The 17038-nt window shown below is 73.3% G+C and carries 18 protein-coding genes; 9 read left to right on the top strand and 9 right to left on the bottom strand.

All coding sequences use genetic code 11. The annotated features are described in order from the left end of the window. Nucleotides 1-53: 53 nt before the first annotated feature. Nucleotides 54-782 carry a response regulator transcription factor gene (locus ACRB68_RS12735; RefSeq protein ID WP_328594130.1) on the top strand — a complete coding sequence of 243 codons (729 nt, stop codon included), beginning with the start codon at nt 54-56 and terminating at the stop codon, nt 780-782. Nucleotides 783-807: 25 nt separating this feature from the next. After that, nucleotides 808-2262 (top strand): sensor histidine kinase, encoded by a 1455-nt coding sequence (locus tag ACRB68_RS12730; RefSeq protein WP_153532723.1) that lies wholly within the window; start codon nt 808-810, stop codon nt 2260-2262. A 355-nt stretch (nt 2263-2617) separates the two neighbouring features. Here the strand turns inward: ACRB68_RS12730 and ACRB68_RS12725 are convergent, their stop codons facing one another. Next, nucleotides 2618-3472 carry an oxygenase MpaB family protein gene (locus tag ACRB68_RS12725; RefSeq protein ID WP_153532722.1) on the bottom strand — a complete coding sequence of 285 codons (855 nt, stop codon included), beginning with the start codon at nt 3470-3472 and terminating at the stop codon, nt 2618-2620. A 97-nt stretch (nt 3473-3569) separates the two neighbouring features. Between ACRB68_RS12725 and arfB the strand changes: the two genes are divergently transcribed. Then, nucleotides 3570-3995: an alternative ribosome rescue aminoacyl-tRNA hydrolase ArfB gene (gene arfB / locus ACRB68_RS12720; RefSeq protein WP_153532721.1), complete on the top strand. Its 426-nt coding sequence runs from the start codon at nt 3570-3572 to the stop codon at nt 3993-3995. 4 nt (nt 3996-3999) lie between these two features. On the opposite strand, the gene def is transcribed toward arfB, so the two are convergent. Both def and ACRB68_RS12710 read right to left on the bottom strand, forming a co-directional pair. Further along, on the bottom strand, nt 4000-4545 hold the full coding sequence (def, locus tag ACRB68_RS12715; RefSeq protein WP_153532720.1) for a peptide deformylase: 546 nt from the start codon (nt 4543-4545) through the stop codon (nt 4000-4002). 72 nt (nt 4546-4617) lie between these two features. After that, nucleotides 4618-5649 (bottom strand): coiled-coil domain-containing protein, encoded by a 1032-nt coding sequence (locus ACRB68_RS12710; RefSeq protein ID WP_235959370.1) that lies wholly within the window; start codon nt 5647-5649, stop codon nt 4618-4620. A gap of 276 nt (nt 5650-5925) precedes the next feature. Between ACRB68_RS12710 and ACRB68_RS12705 the strand changes: the two genes are divergently transcribed. The 3 genes from ACRB68_RS12705 to ACRB68_RS12695 all read left to right on the top strand — a co-directional run bounded on the left by ACRB68_RS12705 (nt 5926) and on the right by ACRB68_RS12695 (nt 10848). Beyond that, nucleotides 5926-6447 (top strand): gamma carbonic anhydrase family protein, encoded by a 522-nt coding sequence (locus tag ACRB68_RS12705; RefSeq protein WP_153532719.1) that lies wholly within the window; start codon nt 5926-5928, stop codon nt 6445-6447. 230 nt (nt 6448-6677) lie between these two features. Then, the gene (locus ACRB68_RS12700) at nt 6678-10484 is read left to right on the top strand and encodes a hypothetical protein (RefSeq protein ID WP_153532718.1); all 3807 of its coding nucleotides are present in this window, start codon (nt 6678-6680) and stop codon (nt 10482-10484) included. Nucleotides 10485-10644: 160 nt separating this feature from the next. After that, entirely contained in the window at nt 10645-10848 is a 204-nt protein-coding gene (locus ACRB68_RS12695) for a hypothetical protein (protein WP_328594129.1), read from the top strand. Nucleotides 10849-10897: 49 nt separating this feature from the next. Here the strand turns inward: ACRB68_RS12695 and ACRB68_RS12690 are convergent, their stop codons facing one another. Then, nucleotides 10898-11101 carry a heavy-metal-associated domain-containing protein gene (locus ACRB68_RS12690; protein ID WP_153532717.1) on the bottom strand — a complete coding sequence of 68 codons (204 nt, stop codon included), beginning with the start codon at nt 11099-11101 and terminating at the stop codon, nt 10898-10900. 218 nt (nt 11102-11319) lie between these two features. Between ACRB68_RS12690 and ACRB68_RS12685 the strand changes: the two genes are divergently transcribed. Continuing rightward, complete coding sequence (locus tag ACRB68_RS12685; protein WP_328594128.1) at nt 11320-11937, top strand: DUF47 domain-containing protein; 618 nt, start codon at nt 11320-11322, stop codon at nt 11935-11937. Beyond that, nucleotides 11934-13088 (top strand): anion permease, encoded by a 1155-nt coding sequence (locus tag ACRB68_RS12680; protein WP_456356036.1) that lies wholly within the window; start codon nt 11934-11936, stop codon nt 13086-13088. The genes ACRB68_RS12685 and ACRB68_RS12680 overlap by 4 nt, the downstream gene beginning before the upstream one ends. Before the next feature lie 30 nt (nt 13089-13118). Here ACRB68_RS12680 and ACRB68_RS12675 read toward each other — a convergent pair whose 3' ends face one another. Next, nucleotides 13119-14120 carry an NADP-dependent oxidoreductase gene (locus tag ACRB68_RS12675; protein ID WP_153532716.1) on the bottom strand — a complete coding sequence of 334 codons (1002 nt, stop codon included), beginning with the start codon at nt 14118-14120 and terminating at the stop codon, nt 13119-13121. Between the two features lie 96 nt (nt 14121-14216). On the opposite strand from ACRB68_RS12675, the gene ACRB68_RS12670 reads away from it, so the two are divergent. Further along, nucleotides 14217-14810: a TetR/AcrR family transcriptional regulator gene (locus ACRB68_RS12670; RefSeq protein WP_153534718.1), complete on the top strand. Its 594-nt coding sequence runs from the start codon at nt 14217-14219 to the stop codon at nt 14808-14810. A gap of 73 nt (nt 14811-14883) precedes the next feature. On the opposite strand, the gene ACRB68_RS40140 is transcribed toward ACRB68_RS12670, so the two are convergent. From ACRB68_RS40140 to ACRB68_RS12650, 4 genes are all read right to left on the bottom strand, one after another. Then, on the bottom strand, nt 14884-15315 hold the full coding sequence (locus ACRB68_RS40140) for a hypothetical protein (RefSeq protein ID WP_194293293.1): 432 nt from the start codon (nt 15313-15315) through the stop codon (nt 14884-14886). After that, complete coding sequence (locus ACRB68_RS12660; RefSeq protein ID WP_153532715.1) at nt 15312-15623, bottom strand: hypothetical protein; 312 nt, start codon at nt 15621-15623, stop codon at nt 15312-15314. The genes ACRB68_RS40140 and ACRB68_RS12660 overlap by 4 nt, the downstream gene beginning before the upstream one ends. Before the next feature lie 108 nt (nt 15624-15731). Beyond that, nucleotides 15732-15968, bottom strand: coding sequence for a hypothetical protein (locus ACRB68_RS12655; RefSeq protein ID WP_153532714.1), 237 nt, complete (start codon nt 15966-15968; stop codon nt 15732-15734). Nucleotides 15969-16061: 93 nt separating this feature from the next. Further along, nucleotides 16062-16922 (bottom strand): hypothetical protein, encoded by an 861-nt coding sequence (locus tag ACRB68_RS12650; protein ID WP_153532713.1) that lies wholly within the window; start codon nt 16920-16922, stop codon nt 16062-16064. Nucleotides 16923-17038: the final 116 nt, after the last annotated feature.

Below are 17038 nucleotides of genomic sequence, written 5' to 3'. Positions count from 1 at the left end.
TTCTCCCAGATTCGTGTGCGACCCTCTCCGGTGATTGCGGAGGGGGTCCACACGTGGCCGAACGGACGCTGAGCGTGGTGGCGGGCAGGACGCCCGAGGCGCGGCTGCTCGTCGTCGAGGACGAGCCGAACATCCTGGAACTGCTCGCCGGCAGCCTGCGGTTCGCCGGCTTCGAGGTGGTCACCGCCACCGACGGGGCCGAGGCGGTGCGCGCGGCCCGGCGGCACCGGCCCGACCTGATCGTGCTGGACGTCATGCTGCCCGACACCGACGGGTTCGAGGTGGCGCGGCGGCTGCGCTCGGGCGGCGACCCGACCCCGGTGCTGTTCCTCACCGCGCGCGACGCGGTGCAGGACCGGGTCAAGGGCCTCACCATCGGCGGCGACGACTACGTCACCAAGCCGTTCAGCCTGGAGGAGGTCATCGCCCGGATCCGCGCCGTGCTGCGCCGGTTCCGCGGCGGCGCCGCCGAGTCGCCCGCCCGGATGGCCTTCGCCGACGTCGAGCTGGACGAGGACTCGCACGAGGTGTGGCGCGGCGGCCGGCCGGTCGCGCTGTCGCCGACCGAGTTCAAGCTGCTGCGCTACTTCATGGCCAACGCCGGCCGGGTGCTGTCCAAGGCGCAGATCCTGGACCACGTGTGGAACTACGACTTCCAGGGCGACGCCGGGATCGTGGAGTCCTACGTGTCGGCGCTGCGCCGCAAGGTCGACAACACCGAGCCGCGGCTCATCCACACCCTGCGCGGCGTCGGCTACGTGCTGCGCGAGCCGCCGGCCTAGGGCGCGGGCCGATGGACGTGCGCTGATGGACGTGCGCGGGGTGCCGCGCCGGCTGTCGCTGCGCGCCAAGCTGATCGCCGGGATGCTCGTCCTGGTGCTGCTCGGCCTCACCGCGATGAGCGCCGCCGGGGCCGTCGTGCTGCGCGGCTCGCTGATCGATCGCGCCGACGAGCAGCTGCACGACGCCGCCGAGCGGGTGACGCGGCAGATCGTCCCGCAGCTCGGCGACCCGCACACCTGGCTGCGGCTGCGCGCGCCCGGCGAGATGTACACCCAGGTCCGCGACCCCTACGGGCGGGTCCGCCAGAGCGACCAGCCGTACTGGAACGCCGGCGGCCCGCGGCTGCCGGGCGACCTGACCCGCCGGCTCGGCCGGCCGTTCACCGCGCCCGGGCAGGGCGGCTCGCCCGGCAGCTGGCGCGCGGTCGCCGAGCCGCTGCCCGACGGCGGCGTGCTGGTCATCGCGATGCCGCTGGAGGAGATCGAGCGGACCGTCGGGCAGCTGCTGCTCATCGACGTGATCCTCGGCGCCCTGGTGCTGGCGGTGCTGGCCGTCCTCGGCGTGTGGGTGGTGCGGGCGAGCCTGCGGCCGCTCGCCGCGATCGGCGAGACCGCCGGGGCGATCGCCGCCGGCGACCTGTCGCGGCGGGTGCCCGGCGCGGGCCCGCGCACCGAGGTCGGCCGGCTGGCCGGCTCGATCAACGGGATGCTCGCGCAGATCGAGTCGGCGTTCGGCGCCCGCGCGGTGTCGGAGGCGGCGGCGCGCCGCTCGGAGGAGCGGATGCGCCGGTTCGTCGCGGACGCCTCGCACGAGCTGCGCACCCCGCTGACCGCGATCCGCGGGTTCGCCGAATTCTACCGGCAGGGCGCGGCGCGCGAGCCCGCCGAGCTGGACCGGCTGATCGGCCGGATCGAGGACACCGCAGCCCGGATGGGACTGCTGGTGGAGGACCTGCTGCTGCTCGCCCGGCTGGACCGGCAGCGGCCGGTCGCGCGCCGCCCGGTGGACCTGCTCGCGGTCGCCGCCGAGGCCGTCCAGGAGGCCCGGGTCGTCGCGCCCGGCCGCGACATCGCGCTGTCGGTGGACGGCGCCGTCGCCTACCAGGTCCTCGGCGACGAGCCGCGGCTCCGCCAGGTCGTGGGGAACCTGCTGGCCAACGCCGTCGCGCACACCCCGGACGGCACCCCGGTCCGGGTGCGGCTGCGGCCGGGCGGGCTGGGCGGCGCGCCGGCGGCGGTGCTGGAGGTCGCCGACGAGGGGCCGGGCCTCACGCCCGAGCAGGCCGAGCGGGTCTTCGAGCGCTTCTACCGGGCCGACCGGGCGCGCTCGCGCGAGGACGGCCCGGGCACCGGCACCGGCCTCGGCCTGTCCATCGTCGCCGCGCTCGTCGCCGCGCACGAGGGGAAGGTGGAGGTGGACTCCACGCCCGGCGAGGGCGCGGTCTTCCGGGTCGTTCTCGCACTGGACGGCGTCTCTTAGACGGCCTTGAGGTGCGGTTCAGGCGGTGTTCAGGTGGATCGGCTTACCTTGCTGGCACGGGGCGCCCCCCGATCCCCGCCGGTTCGGGGGCGAGCGCCCTGGCCAACCACCGCGGTCCGCGCGTTCAGCGGATTTTCAGGTTCGCCGCAGGTGCGCCTCAGGTTCGTCCGGCAATGTCGGTGATGTGAGGCTCATCGGTGCGGTGCCCGGCCAGAGCTCTGGGGGGAGTGGGGCGGGGCTGCGACACCGGTGAAGGGTCGCGCAGGAGGCCGGGCCGGGCGTCCGCGCGGCCGGCATGGGAGACGCGGCCGCGTGGGGACCCCCGTACCCCACGCGGCCGTGTGCCGTCCCTCCGCTACGCGGGCTGCTGGAAACTCGACCCGCTGCGCACGGTGAGGACGGGACGGCTGCTCCTGGCCAGTTTGTCCAGCATCCGGCGCGTGGTGAACAGGTAGTACTCGCGCGGCAGCGTCCGCACCCGCATCGGCAGCCTGGGGTAGACGGCGGCGAGCCCGGCGACCAGCAGCCGGAAGCGGCGCTCGCGCCCGGCGTCCCACTTCCAGCCGTACTGCTCGCGGATCGGCGCCGGCATCAGGCCCGCGGTGAGCAGCCGGATCGCGGCGAGGCCCGGCCGGGCGGCGGCGCCGGCCGGCAGCCTGGGGTTGAGCACCTGCTCGGCGATGGCGCGCGAGGCGTCGGTGATCTGGATCGTGTTGACCATGTGCGCGTAGTAGCGCCGGAACTCGGGGTAGGTGGCCGGCATCCGGTCCTCGGGGCAGCCGAGGATCGTCGCGTAGACCTTGCTCTGGCCGTAGAACTCGGCCAGCTCCTCGTCGGTGAAGGCGCGCCGGAAGACCAGCTGGTAGAACTGCGCGGCGACGGCGAACAGCGTGGCCGCCACCCAGACCTGCAGCTCGGGGTCGTTGGCCTCGTAGCCGGGGCCGGTGACGCTCTCGTGGCCCTTGCGGACGAGCGCGCTGAACCGCTCGGCCTCGTCGCGGGTGCCGAACACCACGGCGTAGACCCAGCCCATGGTGTTCTGCAGGCGGCGCAGCGGGTCGGCGGCGGTGTAGCTGTGGTCGTACACGCCCTGTGCGACCTGGGGATGGGCGGTCTGGAGCAGGGAGGCGGCCCCGCCCGCGGCGATGAGCAGGCCCTCGCGGCTCACGATCCGCACGAGGTCGTCGTCCTGGAACAGTCCTTCGGTCATACGGATCATTGTAAGTAAGTACTTGCTTAAGTGCCACCCGGGCCGGCCGCCCGAAAACGGGGCGACATGATCGCCGTGCGGCGGGGATAATCGGAGCATGCCCGAACAGATCCCCATTCGCGGCTCGGTCTCCATCAGCGACTCCGAGCTCGGCTGGCGTTTCTCCCGCTCCTCGGGGCCGGGCGGGCAGCACGTGAACACGAGCGCGACCGCCGCCGAGCTGTCCTTCGACGTCGCCGGCTCTCCGTCACTGCCCGAGCACCTGCGGCAGCGCGCCCTGGAACGGCTCGGCGGGCGCCTCGTCCGGGGCGTCCTCACCGTGCGCGCCGAGGAGTTCCGCTCCCAGCAGCGCAACCGCGACGCCGCCCGCGCCCGCCTCGTCGCCCTGCTGTCGGAGGCGATCGCGCCGCCGCCGAAGAAGCGCATCCCCAAGAAGATCCCGCGCGGCATCAACGAGCGCCGGCTGGAGAACAAGAAGCGCCGCTCGGACGTCAAGCGGCAGCGGCAGGGCCGCTGGCACTAAGGGGTCAGGACGGGCGCGCGGCCTCGCGGATCGCGCGCATGGCCGCGCGGCGCGCGTCGCCGTCCAGCACGTCGATGTAGACGCCGCCGTCCAGATGACCGCACTCGTGCTGCAGGCAGCGCGCGAAGTAGCCGGTGCCCTCGACCCGGACCGGGCGGCCCTTGACGTCGACGCCCTCGACGACGGCGCGCGCGTGCCGCGGGGTGTCGAAACGCAGGCCCGGCACCGACAGGCAGCCCTCGGCCTCCACCAGCGTGCCGCCCCCGGCCTCGACCAGCACCGGGTTGACGACGTGCCCGACGTGCCGGCGGTCCTTGTCGTCGTTGCAGTCGTACACGAACAGGCGCAGCCCGACGCCGATCTGGTTGGCGGCCAGGCCCGCGCCCTCCGCCTCGTACATCGTCACGAACATGTCGTCGACCAGGCGCGCCAGCGCGGCGTCGAAGGTGCGGACCGGGTCGCAGGCGGTCCGCAGCACCGGGTCGCCGAGCCGCCGGATCGGGCGGACGGTGCCGGGCCTGCCGCCGCCCCTGGACGTCGCCTTGACCATGCCGTGATCTTACCGAGAACGCGCGACGCCCCGCCAACGGCCGTCGGCGGGGCGTCGCGCGTGTGCCTGGCGTCAGGCCTGGTCGGCGGGCGGGCGCCCGTGCTGGGGCCCGTGCTGGGGTCCGTGCTGAGCCCCGTGCTGGAGACCGTGCTGAGGCGCCGCGGGCGGGGCGTCCTGCTCGCGGGCCGGCGCCGGCGGCTTCGCCGGGGCGGCCGGCTCGGGCTTGCTCAGCACCGGCGCGGCCTGGGCCGGCTTCGGCTGCGCGGGCTGGGCCGGCTGCGCCTGGGCGGGCTGGGGCTGCGCCGGCTGCGGCGCCTGCGCCGGCTTCGGCTGGACCGGCTGCGCCTGGCCGCCCTGCGCCTGCTGCTGCGGCGCGGCGGCGGGCTGCTTGCGCTGCTGGACGGGCTGCTTCACCGCGTCCTCGACCATCTTCTCCAGCGGCCCGGCCTCGTTCTCGGCCGACAGCAGCCGGTGCAGCGTCTCGCTGATCTCGGTGAGCCGCTGCAGCGCCTGGGTGTGGTTGCGGGTCAGCTGGGTCAGCCGCTGGGTGGCGCCCTCGTTGATCACGCTGGCCCGCCGCTCGGACGCGGTGAGGGTGCGCTCGGCCTCCAGCCGGGCGCCGGTCACCGTCTGGTCCGCCTCCTGCTTGGCCGCCGACAGCACGCTGTCGGCCTCCTTCTTGGCGGAGGCGAGCACCTGCTGGGCCTTCTCCTCGGCCTGCGCCAGGTTCTTCTCGGCGTGCGAGCGGGCGTCGTCGACGATCCGCTGGGACTCGCTCTCGGCGTCCTCGCGGATCTTGCGGCCCCGGGCCTCGGCCTCGGCCACCTTGTCCTTGGCCTCGTCCTCGGCCAGGTTGATGATCTGCCGCAGCCGGTCGCTCAGGTCGTCGCCGGTCGGCTTGCGGGCCTGGACGACCTCGGCCATCTCGCGGCGGATCCGCTCGGCGTCGTCCTGGGCGCGCTGCAGCCGGGCCTCGAGCTCGCGGTGCTTTTGCTGCGCGCGCGCGATGGCGTCGTCGACCTGGCGGCGGTTGTAGCCGCGCATGACGATCTCGAAGGTCTCTTCTTGGAGGAGGTTCGGCAGGATTTCGGCTTCGTTGCTCATGATGCCTTGAGGGTCGTTGGCGGGGGGATCACCCCGTCAGGGTCGGTTGCGATCCTCGCCCGTCCGGGTGGCGGGGCGCCGCAGAGGGACAGACAGAGATGCAGGGTTGGCTTCAGGGTCGACTCTTGTCCGGTCCACCCCATTCGCGCAACCGAATCGCCGTGCCCGCTGCCGTTTCTTAACCTTGGCCGGGCCCCGGAACGCGCTCATCACCGGATAAGCCCGATCCGTCCCCCGGGCGCCGCCCGCCCCGTCCCACGCCCTAGCATCGGCGGCATGAGCTATGTGGGGTCTTTGGGCGAGGGCGAGCCGGCGATCCACCCCGAGGCGTGGGTCGCGCCCGGCGCGGTGGTGGTCGGCAGGGTGCGGCTCGGCCGGCGGTCCAGCGTCTGGTACGGCTCGGTGCTGCGCGGCGACGACGAGGAGATCGTCGTCGGCGACGAGGTCAACATCCAGGACCTGTGCTGCCTGCACGCCGACCCCGGCATGCCCGCCGTGCTGGAGGACCGGGTCAGCCTCGGCCACAAGGCGATGGTGCACGGCGCGCACGTGGAGGCCGGCGCGCTGATCGGCATCGGCGCGATCGTGCTGAACGGCGCGCGGATCGGCGCGGGCACCCTGATCGCGGCCGGCGCGCTGGTGCCGCCGGGCAAGCAGATCCCCTCCGGCGTCCTGGTGGCGGGCACCCCCGGCAAGATCGTCCGCGAGCTGAACGACAACGACCGGGCCGTGCTGCAGTACACCCCCGACGTCTACATGGAGAAGGCCCGTAAGCACGCCGCGGCGACCTGGCGCTGACCTGTCCGGGGCTCCCGGAGCGGGCGCCCCCGCTCCGGGGGACGCCCTTGATGCGCGGTCATCGCCGCGCTGAGCTGCGTAGATCGCATTGGCCCGGTCGGAGGGGGTCCGCGGACGGCCGGTCTGACTACGATGAACGCGTGGTGTGGGGACCGGGCTATGGCAGCGCTCCGCCCAGCCCCCAGGCTGGGCATGACCCGTTCGAGGCGGCGGAACGGGACACGAGGGCGATGGTGGCCGCCGGCTGGTGGCCGGCGGCGCCGCCGCAGCAGCGCCAGCACGCCGTGGCGAGCCAGCTGCTCATGCTGCCCGACGGCACCTGGTGGGCGTTCGGGGCGTGGGCGCGCTGGTACCGGCTGCACCCCTCCGACGGCCAGTGGTACCTGTGCCCGCCGCCGCGCTCGCCCGTCGACCGGATGGCCGCGCGGCCGGTGGCCGCGAGCGGCGCCCGCCCGCCCGCGCTGCCGCCGCACGTGGTGCCCGCCGGGCCCGACTTCTCCTTCGAGCCGGCCGAGCCGCTGCCGTTCGTGCGGTACGGGTTCGCCGGCGAGGTCACCGCGCAGGTCCGCGCCACCGTCGAGTCGGCCGCGACGCTGCCCGCCGCCGACTACCCGCACTCCTGGCCGCAGTTCGGGCCGGGCACCCCCTCGACCGTGGCGGTCTGCTGGGGCGTGACGCTGTGGTGCGCGGGCGCCCCGGTGTTCGACTCCCGGATGGACGCGCAGATGCTCGACCTCTGGCAGCCCTACCGGGCGCAGCCGCTGCCGGCCGTCGACGGGCCGCGCTGGCTGACCCCGCCGCCGCTGGAGGCCCTGGTCGCGCCCTACGCCGAGCGGCTGCGGGCCGGCCGCGTCGACGCCGCCGTCGTGGTGCTGCGCACCATGTGGGCGGTGGCGAGCGCACTGCGCGAGGACATCCGGCTCCAGCCCCGCGCCGACGCGCTGCTGGCCATCGTCGGCACCACGCTCAGCAACCCGACCGCCGACTACGGCGCGCTGCCCTACGGCGACCAGGCGATCGTGCAGCAGTGGCTGACCCGCTGCCCGCCGCACCTGGTGCCGCCGCTGCGCAACGAGAGCTCGCCCGGGGACGCCTTCCGGCACGCCTTCTACACCGTCGCCGAGACGATCGCGGCGTTCGGCGCGGCCGGCGGGCCCGCCGCCGTCGAACCGCGGCTGATGGCCGCCGCGCTGCTGGCGGCCGACCTGGCGGTGGTGCGGGGCGACATGGCGGCGCAGATCGTGCCCTGGCTGGACCCCGAGATCCGCTACACCGTGCAGGCGGTGCTCGCCCAGACCGGGCATCCGCTGCGCCGGCTGTGGCCGGCCGACCTGCGGCTGCCCGAGCCGCTCGGCGGCCTGCCCGCCGAGCAGGCCGAGACGCTGCTGGCCGCGATGTACGAGCTGGACCTGGCCTGGTGCCGGCTGGCCGGGATGCCGGCCCGCCCGCGCGGCTTCCCGGTGCCGACCGCGATCATCGCCGGGATCATCGGGGTCACCCGGACCCGCGCGACCGCCAAGGCCACCACGATGACGCCCGCGGCGCAGCCGCCGCAGGCCGAGCAGCGCCCGCCGGCGTACGGCGTCCAGCAGCAGCAGCCGGGGCTCGCGCCCGAGGCGCCGGCGGCCGTGCCGATGCCCGCGCAGCCGGACCGCCCTTACGTGCAGCCGCCTGCGCAGCCGGCCGTGCAATCACTCGGGGCGGAGGAGCCGGAGGAGGAGGCCGGGCTGCCGTCGGCGGTGCCCTACACCGCGCTCGGGTTCCAGAGCCCCTCGCCCGCGCCGCCCATGCAGCCGGTCCAGCCCATGCAGCCGGTCCAGCCCGTGCAACCCGTCCAGCCCATGCAGCCGGCCCAGCCCGTGCAGCAGCCCGTGGCGCCGCCGGTGCACGCGCCCGCCGACGCAGACCAGGCGGCGGTGTACTCGCTGCCCGAGGAGGACAAGGACGAGTCGCCCGTCGCGCCGCCCTACACCGCCCTCGGCTTCCAGCCGGCCGGCATGCAGGCCCCGCCCGCGCCGCCGGTGCAGTCCGCCCAGCCCCCGCCGCCGCCGGTCGACCTGGACGGGACCCGCTTCGACGACCAGGCGGCCTTCGTCCAGCAGCCCGCGCCACCGGCCGACGACCTGCACGGCACCCGGCTGGACGCCAGGTTCGACATGCCCGCGCCGCCGCAGCCCGGCCCACCCGGGCCGCCCGCGCCGCCGGGCCCGCCGCGCACCCGCGTGCTCGGCCCGGGCGACGTCGAGAACGCCCAGCAACCGCCGAAACCGCCCCCGGCGGAGGGCCCGGGCACCCGGATCATGTCCGAGACGATGATCGGCGGCTTCGACTTCGTGGACGGCGCCCCGGCGCCCGCGCAGCCCGTCCACGAGATCCCGCCGCCGCAGGACCGCGCCGAGCGCAAGGTCCTGGAGCGCTTCGGCATCCGCTTCGTGTCCGGGGCGCTGGACGCCGGCGGCCTGCTGGACGAGCTGCGCGCCCAGGTCGAGGCATGGCAGGCGCCGGCCGGGTCGGGCGCGGAGGAGACCCGCGTCGACGGCGCCCCCGGCGCCCGCGACGGCGTGCCGAGCGTGCTGCTGGTCGGCAGCCCGCACACCGGCCAGCGCCGCATGGCCCGGCTGATCGCGCTGACCATGGCCGACGCGGGCCTCGGCGACGGCGCGCTGCGCGCCCACGACGCCGAGGACGTCCGCGGGCAGCCGGCCGACCGGCTCGCCGCGCTGATCACCCAGCCCGGCCCGGCGGTCCTGTTCGAGCGGCTGGACGTGGCGATCGCCGGCGCGCCCGACCCGGTCGCCGCCGCCGCGGCCGTCCGCCGCGCCCGCCGCGACCCCGTCGTCGCCACCCCGCTCATCGCCACCTGCGAGCCGGGCACCTACAAGCGCCTGCTGCAGGACCACCCCCGGCTGATCGAGGCGTTCCGCGTCTACCGGCTGCCCGACCTCACCGGCCTGGACAACCGCATGACGCTGCTGCACGTGCTGGCCGACGAGCGGCGCGTCACGATCGGCAACGCGGCGCTGGAGGCCGCCCGCGGCGACCTGGAGCGGCTGCGCGGGCCCGGCGACCTGGTCAACGCGCGCCTGGTCGAGGCCTACCTGGACCAGGCGTGCCAGAAGCACCTGGAGCGCGCGGGCGCGTCCCGCGACCGGCTCGTCCTCACCCCCGAGGACCTCACCGGCGTCGCCGAGGGCATCGAGCCCGCGCTGCGGCCGCCCGGCGACATCGACGGCCACCTGGCGCGGCTGGAGTCGCTGACCGGGCTGGAGGAGGTCAAGCAGGCCGTCCACGAGCTGGCCGAGGAGGCCGGGCACGCCGCCGACCGGGCCCGCTACGGGGTGTCCGCCGGCGAACCGCTCCACCTGATCTTCACCGGCCCGGCCGGCACCGGCAAGACCACCGTGGCCGGGCTGCTCGGCGGCATCTACGCCGCGCTCGGGCTGCTCGGCGCGGGCCACGTGGTCGCGTGCCGCCCGGTGCACCTGGCGGGCCGCGACCACGCCGACACCGCGAACCGGGTCCGCGGCATGGTCGAGCAGGCGCTCGGCGGCGTCCTGCTCGTCCAGGAGACGCACCTGCTGGACCGCAGCCCGGCGGTGGTGCACGAGCTGCAGCGCGCCATCGCCGAGCGCGGCGAGCGGCTCATGGTGGTGCTGACGGGGCCGGACGCCGAGATGGAGGGCTTCCTGGCCGGCAACCCGGCGCTGCGCGAGCGGTTCGGGCGCGTCCTGCGGTTCACCGGGATGAGCGACCGCGAGCTGGTCAGGCTGTTCCAGGGCTACGCCGAACGCGACCTGTACATGCTCGACGAGGAGCTGCGCGTCGAGCTGCTGACGCGGTTCGAGCGGCTGCGCGACGACCCGGCGTTCGCCTACGCGCGCACCGCCCGGCTGCTGTTCGAGCAGACCGTGGCCCGGCAGGCGGCGCGCCTGGCCGGCGCCGACGTCACCGCCGCCACCGTCGCCCGGCTGTCGGCCCGCGACCTGCCCGAGTCCACGCTGGAGCAGATGCTCGGGGACTTCCACCAGGGCCGCTGATCATCCGGGCGGGTGGCCCGGGAATGGTCCCGATGGGTCATGTGCCGCCGCGGCGGCGCGGCGTAGCCTTGACAGCGGGACACGGGTGCAGTCGGAACACCGCGGGACGACGGCTGTTTCCGCAGGTGGCGTCCGCCTTACCGGGTGGGCGGGATCGCAGATGGAGGTGGTCGCGATGCGCCGGCACAATCTCGATCTGCGCGTCCAGGACCTGGTCGCGCTGGACGAGATCGAACTCTACGCGGAGATGCTGGGCGCGGTGGCGGCGGCCGAGGAGCCGCTGACCCTCGCCGAGATCGACATGGTGCTCGGGGTCGGCGCGGCGGCGGACGGCCGCCGCGAGCTCACCTCGCACGAGCAGTAGCACGGGCGGGTGCCGGGCGGCGCGAACCGCCCGGCCCGCCGCGGGCCGTTCAGCCCGCGATCTCGTAGCCGGCCTCGTCGATGGCCGCGCGCAGCGCCGCGTCGTCGAGCCCTTCGCCACGCACGGTGACCGTCCTGGTGTCGACGTCCACGTCCACCGCGCTCACCCCGGGCACCCGCCCGACCTCGCCGCCGATGGCCTGCACGCAGTGCCCGCAGCTGATGTCGGGCACGCTGTAACGAATCTCACCCATGATCGCCTGTCACCCTCCGGATTCGGCTGTCCGTAGCCGAGACTACGGAACATCCGCGCAGACAGGGCGGTGTGCCGCGAGTGTGCATGCCGTGATCGCGGGCAGTCTTGTAAGTGAGAGGATGGGGGACACCAGTCGAAGCTGGGGCAAAGGTTCTTTTTACGGCGGGTAGCGCCTACGATCCTCTGCGGACCGTTCCGGCATCTCAGGAGAACGACGTGCGCTTGCGTCTCACGCCGCGTGAGGACAGCTTCTACGACATGTTCGCCGACTCGGCGAACAACCTGGTCACCGGCGCCAGGCTGCTCGTAGAGCTCATCAGCGACAGCGCTGATCGGGAAGCGATCGCGGAGAAGATGCGCGCCTGCGAACACGCGGGCGACGAATGCACTCACGCGATCATGCGCCGCTTGAACGAAACGTTCATCACTCCCTTCGACCGGGAGGACATCTACCGGCTCGCCTCGACGATCGACGACGTCATGGACGAGATGGAGGAGGCGGCCGACCTGGTCGTCCTCTACCAGATCGACGAGTTCCCCAAGGGCGTCGTCAACATGGTGGAGGTGCTGGAGCGCGCCGCCGAGCTCACCGCCGAGGCGATGCCCCGGCTGCGCTCGATGAAGGAGCTCAACGAGTACTGGATCGAGATCAACCGGCTCGAGAACCAGGGCGACCAGATCTACCGCAAGCTGCTCGCGCAGCTGTTCAGCGGTGACTACGACACCCTGACCGTGCTCAAGCTGAAGCAGATCATCGACCGGCTGGAGGACGCCGCCGACGCGTTCGAGCACGTGGCCAACACGGTCGAGACGATCGCGGTCAAGGAATCATGAGCGGTCCCGGCGAGCCGGCCACCGTCACCGCGGCGCCGTCCCCGCCGGAGCCCACCCTGGCCGAGCAGGCCAGGCGCGGGCCCGGCAAGTTCTGGCTGCTGCTGCCGGTCGGCGTCCTGCTGGTCATGGTGCTCGGCGCGATCGGGCTGCGCTCGGACGCGCAGATCGCGGTGCTCTGCCTGGTCGTGGTCGTCGCGCTGGTGTTCGACTACACCAACGGCTTCCACGACGCGGCCAACGCGATCGCCACCTCGATCTCCACCCGGGCGCTGACACCGCGCGCGGCGCTGCTGATGGCCGCGGTGATGAACATGGTCGGCGCGCTGCTCGGCGTGCAGGTGGCCAAGACCATCAGCGAGGTGATCACACCGCCGGACGGCCTGCACGGGCTGACGGTGGTGGCGGCGGGCCTGCTCGGCGCGATCACCTGGAACATGATCACCTGGTACTTCGGGCTGCCGTCGTCGTCCTCGCACGCCCTCATCGGCGGCGTCGTCGGCGCGGGCCTGGCCTCGGCGTCCTCGGTGAGCTGGAGCAAGGTCGCCGACAAGGTCGCCATCCCGATGGTGATCTCGCCGGTGATCGGGTTCTTCGCCGCCTACGCGGTGATGCTGGCCATCCTGTGGATCTTCCGGCGGGCCAACCCGTCCCGGGTGAGCCGCCGGTTCCGCATCGCCCAGTCGCTGTCGGCGGCGTCGCTGGCCCTCGGGCACGGCCTGCAGGACGCGCAGAAGACGATGGGCATCATCGTCCTCGCGCTGGTCACCACGGGCCACTCCGACGGCCAGTCGGTGCCGACCTGGGTCATCCTGTCCTGCGCGGGCGCCCTGTCGCTCGGCACCTACGCGGGCGGCTGGCGCATCATGCGCACGCTCGGCCGCAAGGTCATCGAGCTGGACCCGCCGAAGGGCTTCGCCGCCGAGGCGACGGCGTCGGTCATCCTCTACCTGGCGGCCTACATCTGGCACGCTCCAATCTCCACCACGCACACCATGACCGCCTCGATCATGGGCGTCGGCGCCACCAAGCGCCTGTCGGCGGTGCGCTGGGGCGTGGCGGGCAACATCGTGGTCGCCTGGATCCTGACGATGCCGGCGGCGGCCCTGGTCGCCGCGGTCGTCTACTACCTGGTCCACCTCTTCGGCGCCTGACCCGCGCCACCTGGAACGGGCCGTCTTCCCTCAGGGGAGGCGGCCCTCGGTCGTCACGACCACCTTGCCGGTGACATGCCCGTTCACCAGGTGCGCGTAGGCCGAGGCGGCCTGTTCGAGCGGGTGCCGGCGGGTCACGGCGGACGGCAGGACGCCCTTCAGGGCCAGCGCCGCCACCTCGTCCAGATCGCCGGGGCGCGCGGTGGTGAGGACGGTCCGGACGTCGCCGCCGGGATCGGGGAAGACGGTGTTCAGCAGCCGCCCGCCGGGACGCACGAGCGAGGCGAGCCCGGGCAGGGACGTCCCGGGCAGGGCCAGGTTGACCAAGGCGTCCACCCCCTTGGGACGGCGGCGGCGGACCTCCGCCTCCGTGCCGGCCGCGCGGTAGTCGACCACCTCGGCGGCGCCCAGTCCGCGGACGTACTCCTCGTCCTCCGGCAGCGCGGTGGCGATCACGTGGACGCCGCGCGCCGCCAGCAGCGGCACCACCGCGCTCCCGACACCGCCGGACGCCCCGACGATCAGCGCCGTCATGCCCGCGGCGAAGTCTCCGGCGCGCAGCAGGGGCAGGGCGGTGAGGGCGGCGGTCGGCAGGCTCGCCGCGCGCCCGGCCTCCAGCCCCGCGGGCCGGTGGGCGAGGGCGGGTGCGGCGGCCTCGAAGACCGCGTACTCGGCCACCGTCCCCGTGGTGAGCGAGGGCGGCGTGGACAGCCGCTCCGCCATGGCGCGGACCGCCCGCGGTAGGGCGAGACCGAAGACCTCGTCCCCGGGGGCGAACCGGCCGGCGCCCTCGCCCTCGCCCACGGCCGTGACCGTGCCGGCGAAGTCGCTGCCGAGGACATGCGGGAACGTCAGCGGGACCTGGTCCCTGGACGCCCCGGTGACCAGCTTGACGTCCGCCGGGTTGAGCGCCGCGGCGGCGATCCGCACCTGGATCTGGCCGGGGCCCGCCACCGGCCGCGGCACCTCCAGCAGCTCCAGCGCGTCCACGCCGCCGTATCCCCGGGCCACCAGCGCCTTCATCGTGCTCATGCATCCACCCCACTAAGCGGACCATTCGGTCATGTTAGGGCGCGAGCGTAACATGACCCGATGGTCCGTTTGAAGTAGGATGTGCCCGTGCAGAAGATGCGGGCCGACGCCGCCCGGAACCGGCGGCTGCTGCTGGAGGCCGCCGCGGCCGAGTTCGCCGAGCACGGCACGGACGTCTCGATCGCGCGCATCGCGGCGCGGGCGGGCCTCGGCAAGGGCACGGTGTTCCGGCATTTCGCCACCAAGGAGCAGCTGATCGCCGCGATCTTCAGCGACCGGCTCGACCGGCTGTCGGCCCGCGCCGAGGACCTGATCGCCGCTGCGGATCCCGGCCGGGCTCTGCTGGAGTTCATGGCGGGCGCGGTCGAGACGCAGCTCGCCGACCGCTCCTCCTGCGAGGCGATGCCCGGGGAACTGCGCGCGGACCGCCAGTTCACCGCCGCCACGGACCGGCTGGTGGCGGCGGCGGAGGCGCTCACGGCCCGCGCCCGGACCGCCGGCGCCGTCCGCGCCGACGTCACCGGCTACGACATCGTCCTGCTGGTCAACGCCGTGACCCAGACGACGACCCCCTTCGACGACGCGCCCCCGGACCTGTGGCGCCGCTACCTCGCCCTGGTCTTCGACGGCCTGCGCCCCCAGGCCGCCACGCCCCTTCCCGCCGAGCCGCCCCGACCCCGCCCGGCCTGACACGACAGGCGAACGCGTCCGATGGACGTGCCACCGGCCACGCCGCTGCCCGGCCGAGCATGGCCGGCTCATGTCAGGAGGACGGTGATGGCTCCAGGGGCTCTTCCTCGGCCCCGGGCTCGTTCGCATGCTTCAAGGGCCTGCGCGGTTCAGGAGCACGGAAGAGCTCGTCGGCGGATGAGACGGTGACGGCGCGGCGGACCCACAGATAAAGCTTGCCGAGGTCAGGGCACTCGTAGATCCTGTCGCTGACCTCGTAAGGGATCTCCAGGCCCCGCGCTTCCAAGATCATGCAGATGGCGTAGGCGTTTCCCTCGGCGAGCCCCTCGTCGAACCCTTTGGCGAACCACTTCCTGAAGCTCTTGCCGAAGCCCTCGCGGAACCCCTTGGGGAGCCCGCGCGTGAACCCCTCGCGGAAGTGCGTACGGGCGAACTCCAGGAACATGCTGTTGCCGTCAGGGACCAGCGGTGCCTTGCCGGCTCCTCGTGCTCTGAGCGAGGTCACCGGAAGAGCTCCTCGGATGTCTTGGCGGTCACGGCGCGGCGGATCCAGGAGTTGATCTGGTCGAGGTCGCGACAGTCGATGATCCGCATGTAGTCCGCGTCGACGATCTTCACGCCGCGCGTGTGCAGGATGGCGATGACGGCTTCGACCCCGCTGGTGGATACGCCCAACGCTCGACCTTGAGCACGCCCCTCCCGCCTGCCCTCTGCTTTGCCTTGCGCCCGGCCCTGGCGGAACCCTCTGGCTTTTCCTGCGCCGAAGTTCTTCTTGGCGAACTTGCTGCTGACGGGCCAGCCGCTGGTAGGCATGAGCGCCTCCGGGAACGTTGTGCGCGGAGCGTAGGGGGACGGAGGGTTTCAGAGCGTGCTGAAGATCCTGCCCGCGTTGTTGCGGGCAGGTGCGCTCGGACGTTCGGGTCAGCCGAAGAGCTGGTCGGTGGTCTGGATGGTGGCGGCGCGGCGGACCCATGCTTCGAGCTGGTCGAGGTCGGTGCAGCCGGTGATCTGTTCCCTGGCCGCGGAGGAGACTTCCAGGCCCCGGGCGTCGAGGACGCTCAGGATGGCCTTGATCTCGCCCTTGATCTCGCCTTTGGCCTCGCCTTTGGCGATGTAGGTCTTGGCGAATTCGCTGCGGATGGGCAGTTCGGTGCGCATGATGTCTCTCTCCAGTAGCCGGCGGATGGAGAAGGGGGCCACGGTGCGAGCCTGCCCGCGTTGTTGGCGGGCAGGTGTGCGCAGCGGTCCGGGTCAGTCGAAGAGTTCGTCGGCGGTCTGGATGATGGCGGCGCGGCGGACCCATGTCTCGAGCTGGTCGAGGTCGGTGCAGCCGGTGATCTGTTCCCTGGCCGCGGAGGAGACTTCCAGACCCCGGGCGTCGAGGACGCTCAGGATGGCCTTGATCTCGCCTTTGGCGATGTAGGTCTTGGCGAATTCGCTGCGGATGGGCAGTTCGGTGCGCATGATGTCTCTCTCCAGTAGCCGGCGGATGGAGAAGGGGGCCACGTCGATTGCGTAATCGAAGTATCGCATAGCGTGGCCATTGTCGCCGGGGCTCTCCCGGCTCTTGATGGTGTCCAGGCCCTCGATGAAGGTCCGGATGACGCCCTCGGTCTTGCCGTGGGCCATGAGCGCCAGGGCGGCCAGGGCCGGGTCGGCGACGACCTGGGCGGGATCGGTGATGACGGGAAGCTGGTCCGGGCCGACGAGGGTCGGCGTGAGGGTGATCGACAGGCCGCCGCGGGTGAGGGTGACAGGGGCGGCGTACTTGTCGGCCTGGGCGTCGGGAGTGAACACCACGACGTAGACCGGCCTGTCGTGCTGGATCACCAGGATGGTCGCGTAGTGGAGGCACTGCTCCAGTTTCCGGGTGGAGAGCTTGGTCTCCACCTCGGTGATCAGCAGGTTCCGCAGGCCGTTGTCGGGGCCGTCGGCCAGGATGGTGTCGGCCTGGCGGTCGCGGGAGACGCGGTCGTTGAGCTCGCCGCTGATCGTGCGCAGGGGGCCGGGGGGCTCCAGGTCGATGTCGGCGACGGTGCGCAGGGCCCACAGGGCCAGGTCGGGGTGTTCGCGGATCAGGTCGTTGATCGCGTCGTGCTGACGTCCGGGCATGCGCGGAAAGTTAGCAAAGGTCACGCCAAGTATTCGGTCGTTCGAGCAAAGTCCATCGAACTGGTGTTTTGAGGTGTGACAAAACGGGCCGCCTACCCGGGGGAAGGCGGCCCGTT

Source organism: Actinomadura macrotermitis, assembly GCF_009604375.1.
GTDB classification, from domain to species: Bacteria; Actinomycetota; Actinomycetes; order Streptosporangiales; family Streptosporangiaceae; genus Spirillospora; species Spirillospora macrotermitis.
Note: the sequence above shows the minus strand (reverse complement) of the source record. Positions and strands in the feature narration are given on the sequence as shown.

What these genes read in the sequence shown, in the direction of transcription:
- ACRB68_RS12730 (WP_153532723.1), top strand. Translation starts at nt 808, where the DNA reads ATGGACGTGCGCGGGGTGCCGCGCCGGCTGTCGCTGCGCGCCAAGCTG.
- ACRB68_RS12725 (WP_153532722.1), bottom strand. Translation starts at nt 3,472, where the DNA reads ATGACCGAAGGACTGTTCCAGGACGACGACCTCGTGCGGATCGTGAGC.
- arfB (WP_153532721.1), top strand. Translation starts at nt 3,570, where the DNA reads ATGCCCGAACAGATCCCCATTCGCGGCTCGGTCTCCATCAGCGACTCC.
- def (WP_153532720.1), bottom strand. Translation starts at nt 4,545, where the DNA reads ATGGTCAAGGCGACGTCCAGGGGCGGCGGCAGGCCCGGCACCGTCCGC.
- ACRB68_RS12710 (WP_235959370.1), bottom strand. Translation starts at nt 5,649, where the DNA reads ATGAGCAACGAAGCCGAAATCCTGCCGAACCTCCTCCAAGAAGAGACC.
- ACRB68_RS12705 (WP_153532719.1), top strand. Translation starts at nt 5,926, where the DNA reads ATGAGCTATGTGGGGTCTTTGGGCGAGGGCGAGCCGGCGATCCACCCC.
- ACRB68_RS12700 (WP_153532718.1), top strand. Translation starts at nt 6,678, where the DNA reads ATGGTGGCCGCCGGCTGGTGGCCGGCGGCGCCGCCGCAGCAGCGCCAG.
- ACRB68_RS12695 (WP_328594129.1), top strand. Translation starts at nt 10,645, where the DNA reads ATGGAGGTGGTCGCGATGCGCCGGCACAATCTCGATCTGCGCGTCCAG.
- ACRB68_RS12690 (WP_153532717.1), bottom strand. Translation starts at nt 11,101, where the DNA reads ATGGGTGAGATTCGTTACAGCGTGCCCGACATCAGCTGCGGGCACTGC.
- ACRB68_RS12680 (WP_456356036.1), top strand. Translation starts at nt 11,934, where the DNA reads ATGAGCGGTCCCGGCGAGCCGGCCACCGTCACCGCGGCGCCGTCCCCG.
- ACRB68_RS12675 (WP_153532716.1), bottom strand. Translation starts at nt 14,120, where the DNA reads ATGAGCACGATGAAGGCGCTGGTGGCCCGGGGATACGGCGGCGTGGAC.
- ACRB68_RS12670 (WP_153534718.1), top strand. Translation starts at nt 14,217, where the DNA reads ATGCGGGCCGACGCCGCCCGGAACCGGCGGCTGCTGCTGGAGGCCGCC.
- ACRB68_RS12660 (WP_153532715.1), bottom strand. Translation starts at nt 15,623, where the DNA reads ATGCCTACCAGCGGCTGGCCCGTCAGCAGCAAGTTCGCCAAGAAGAAC.
- ACRB68_RS12655 (WP_153532714.1), bottom strand. Translation starts at nt 15,968, where the DNA reads ATGCGCACCGAACTGCCCATCCGCAGCGAATTCGCCAAGACCTACATC.
- ACRB68_RS12650 (WP_153532713.1), bottom strand. Translation starts at nt 16,922, where the DNA reads ATGCCCGGACGTCAGCACGACGCGATCAACGACCTGATCCGCGAACAC.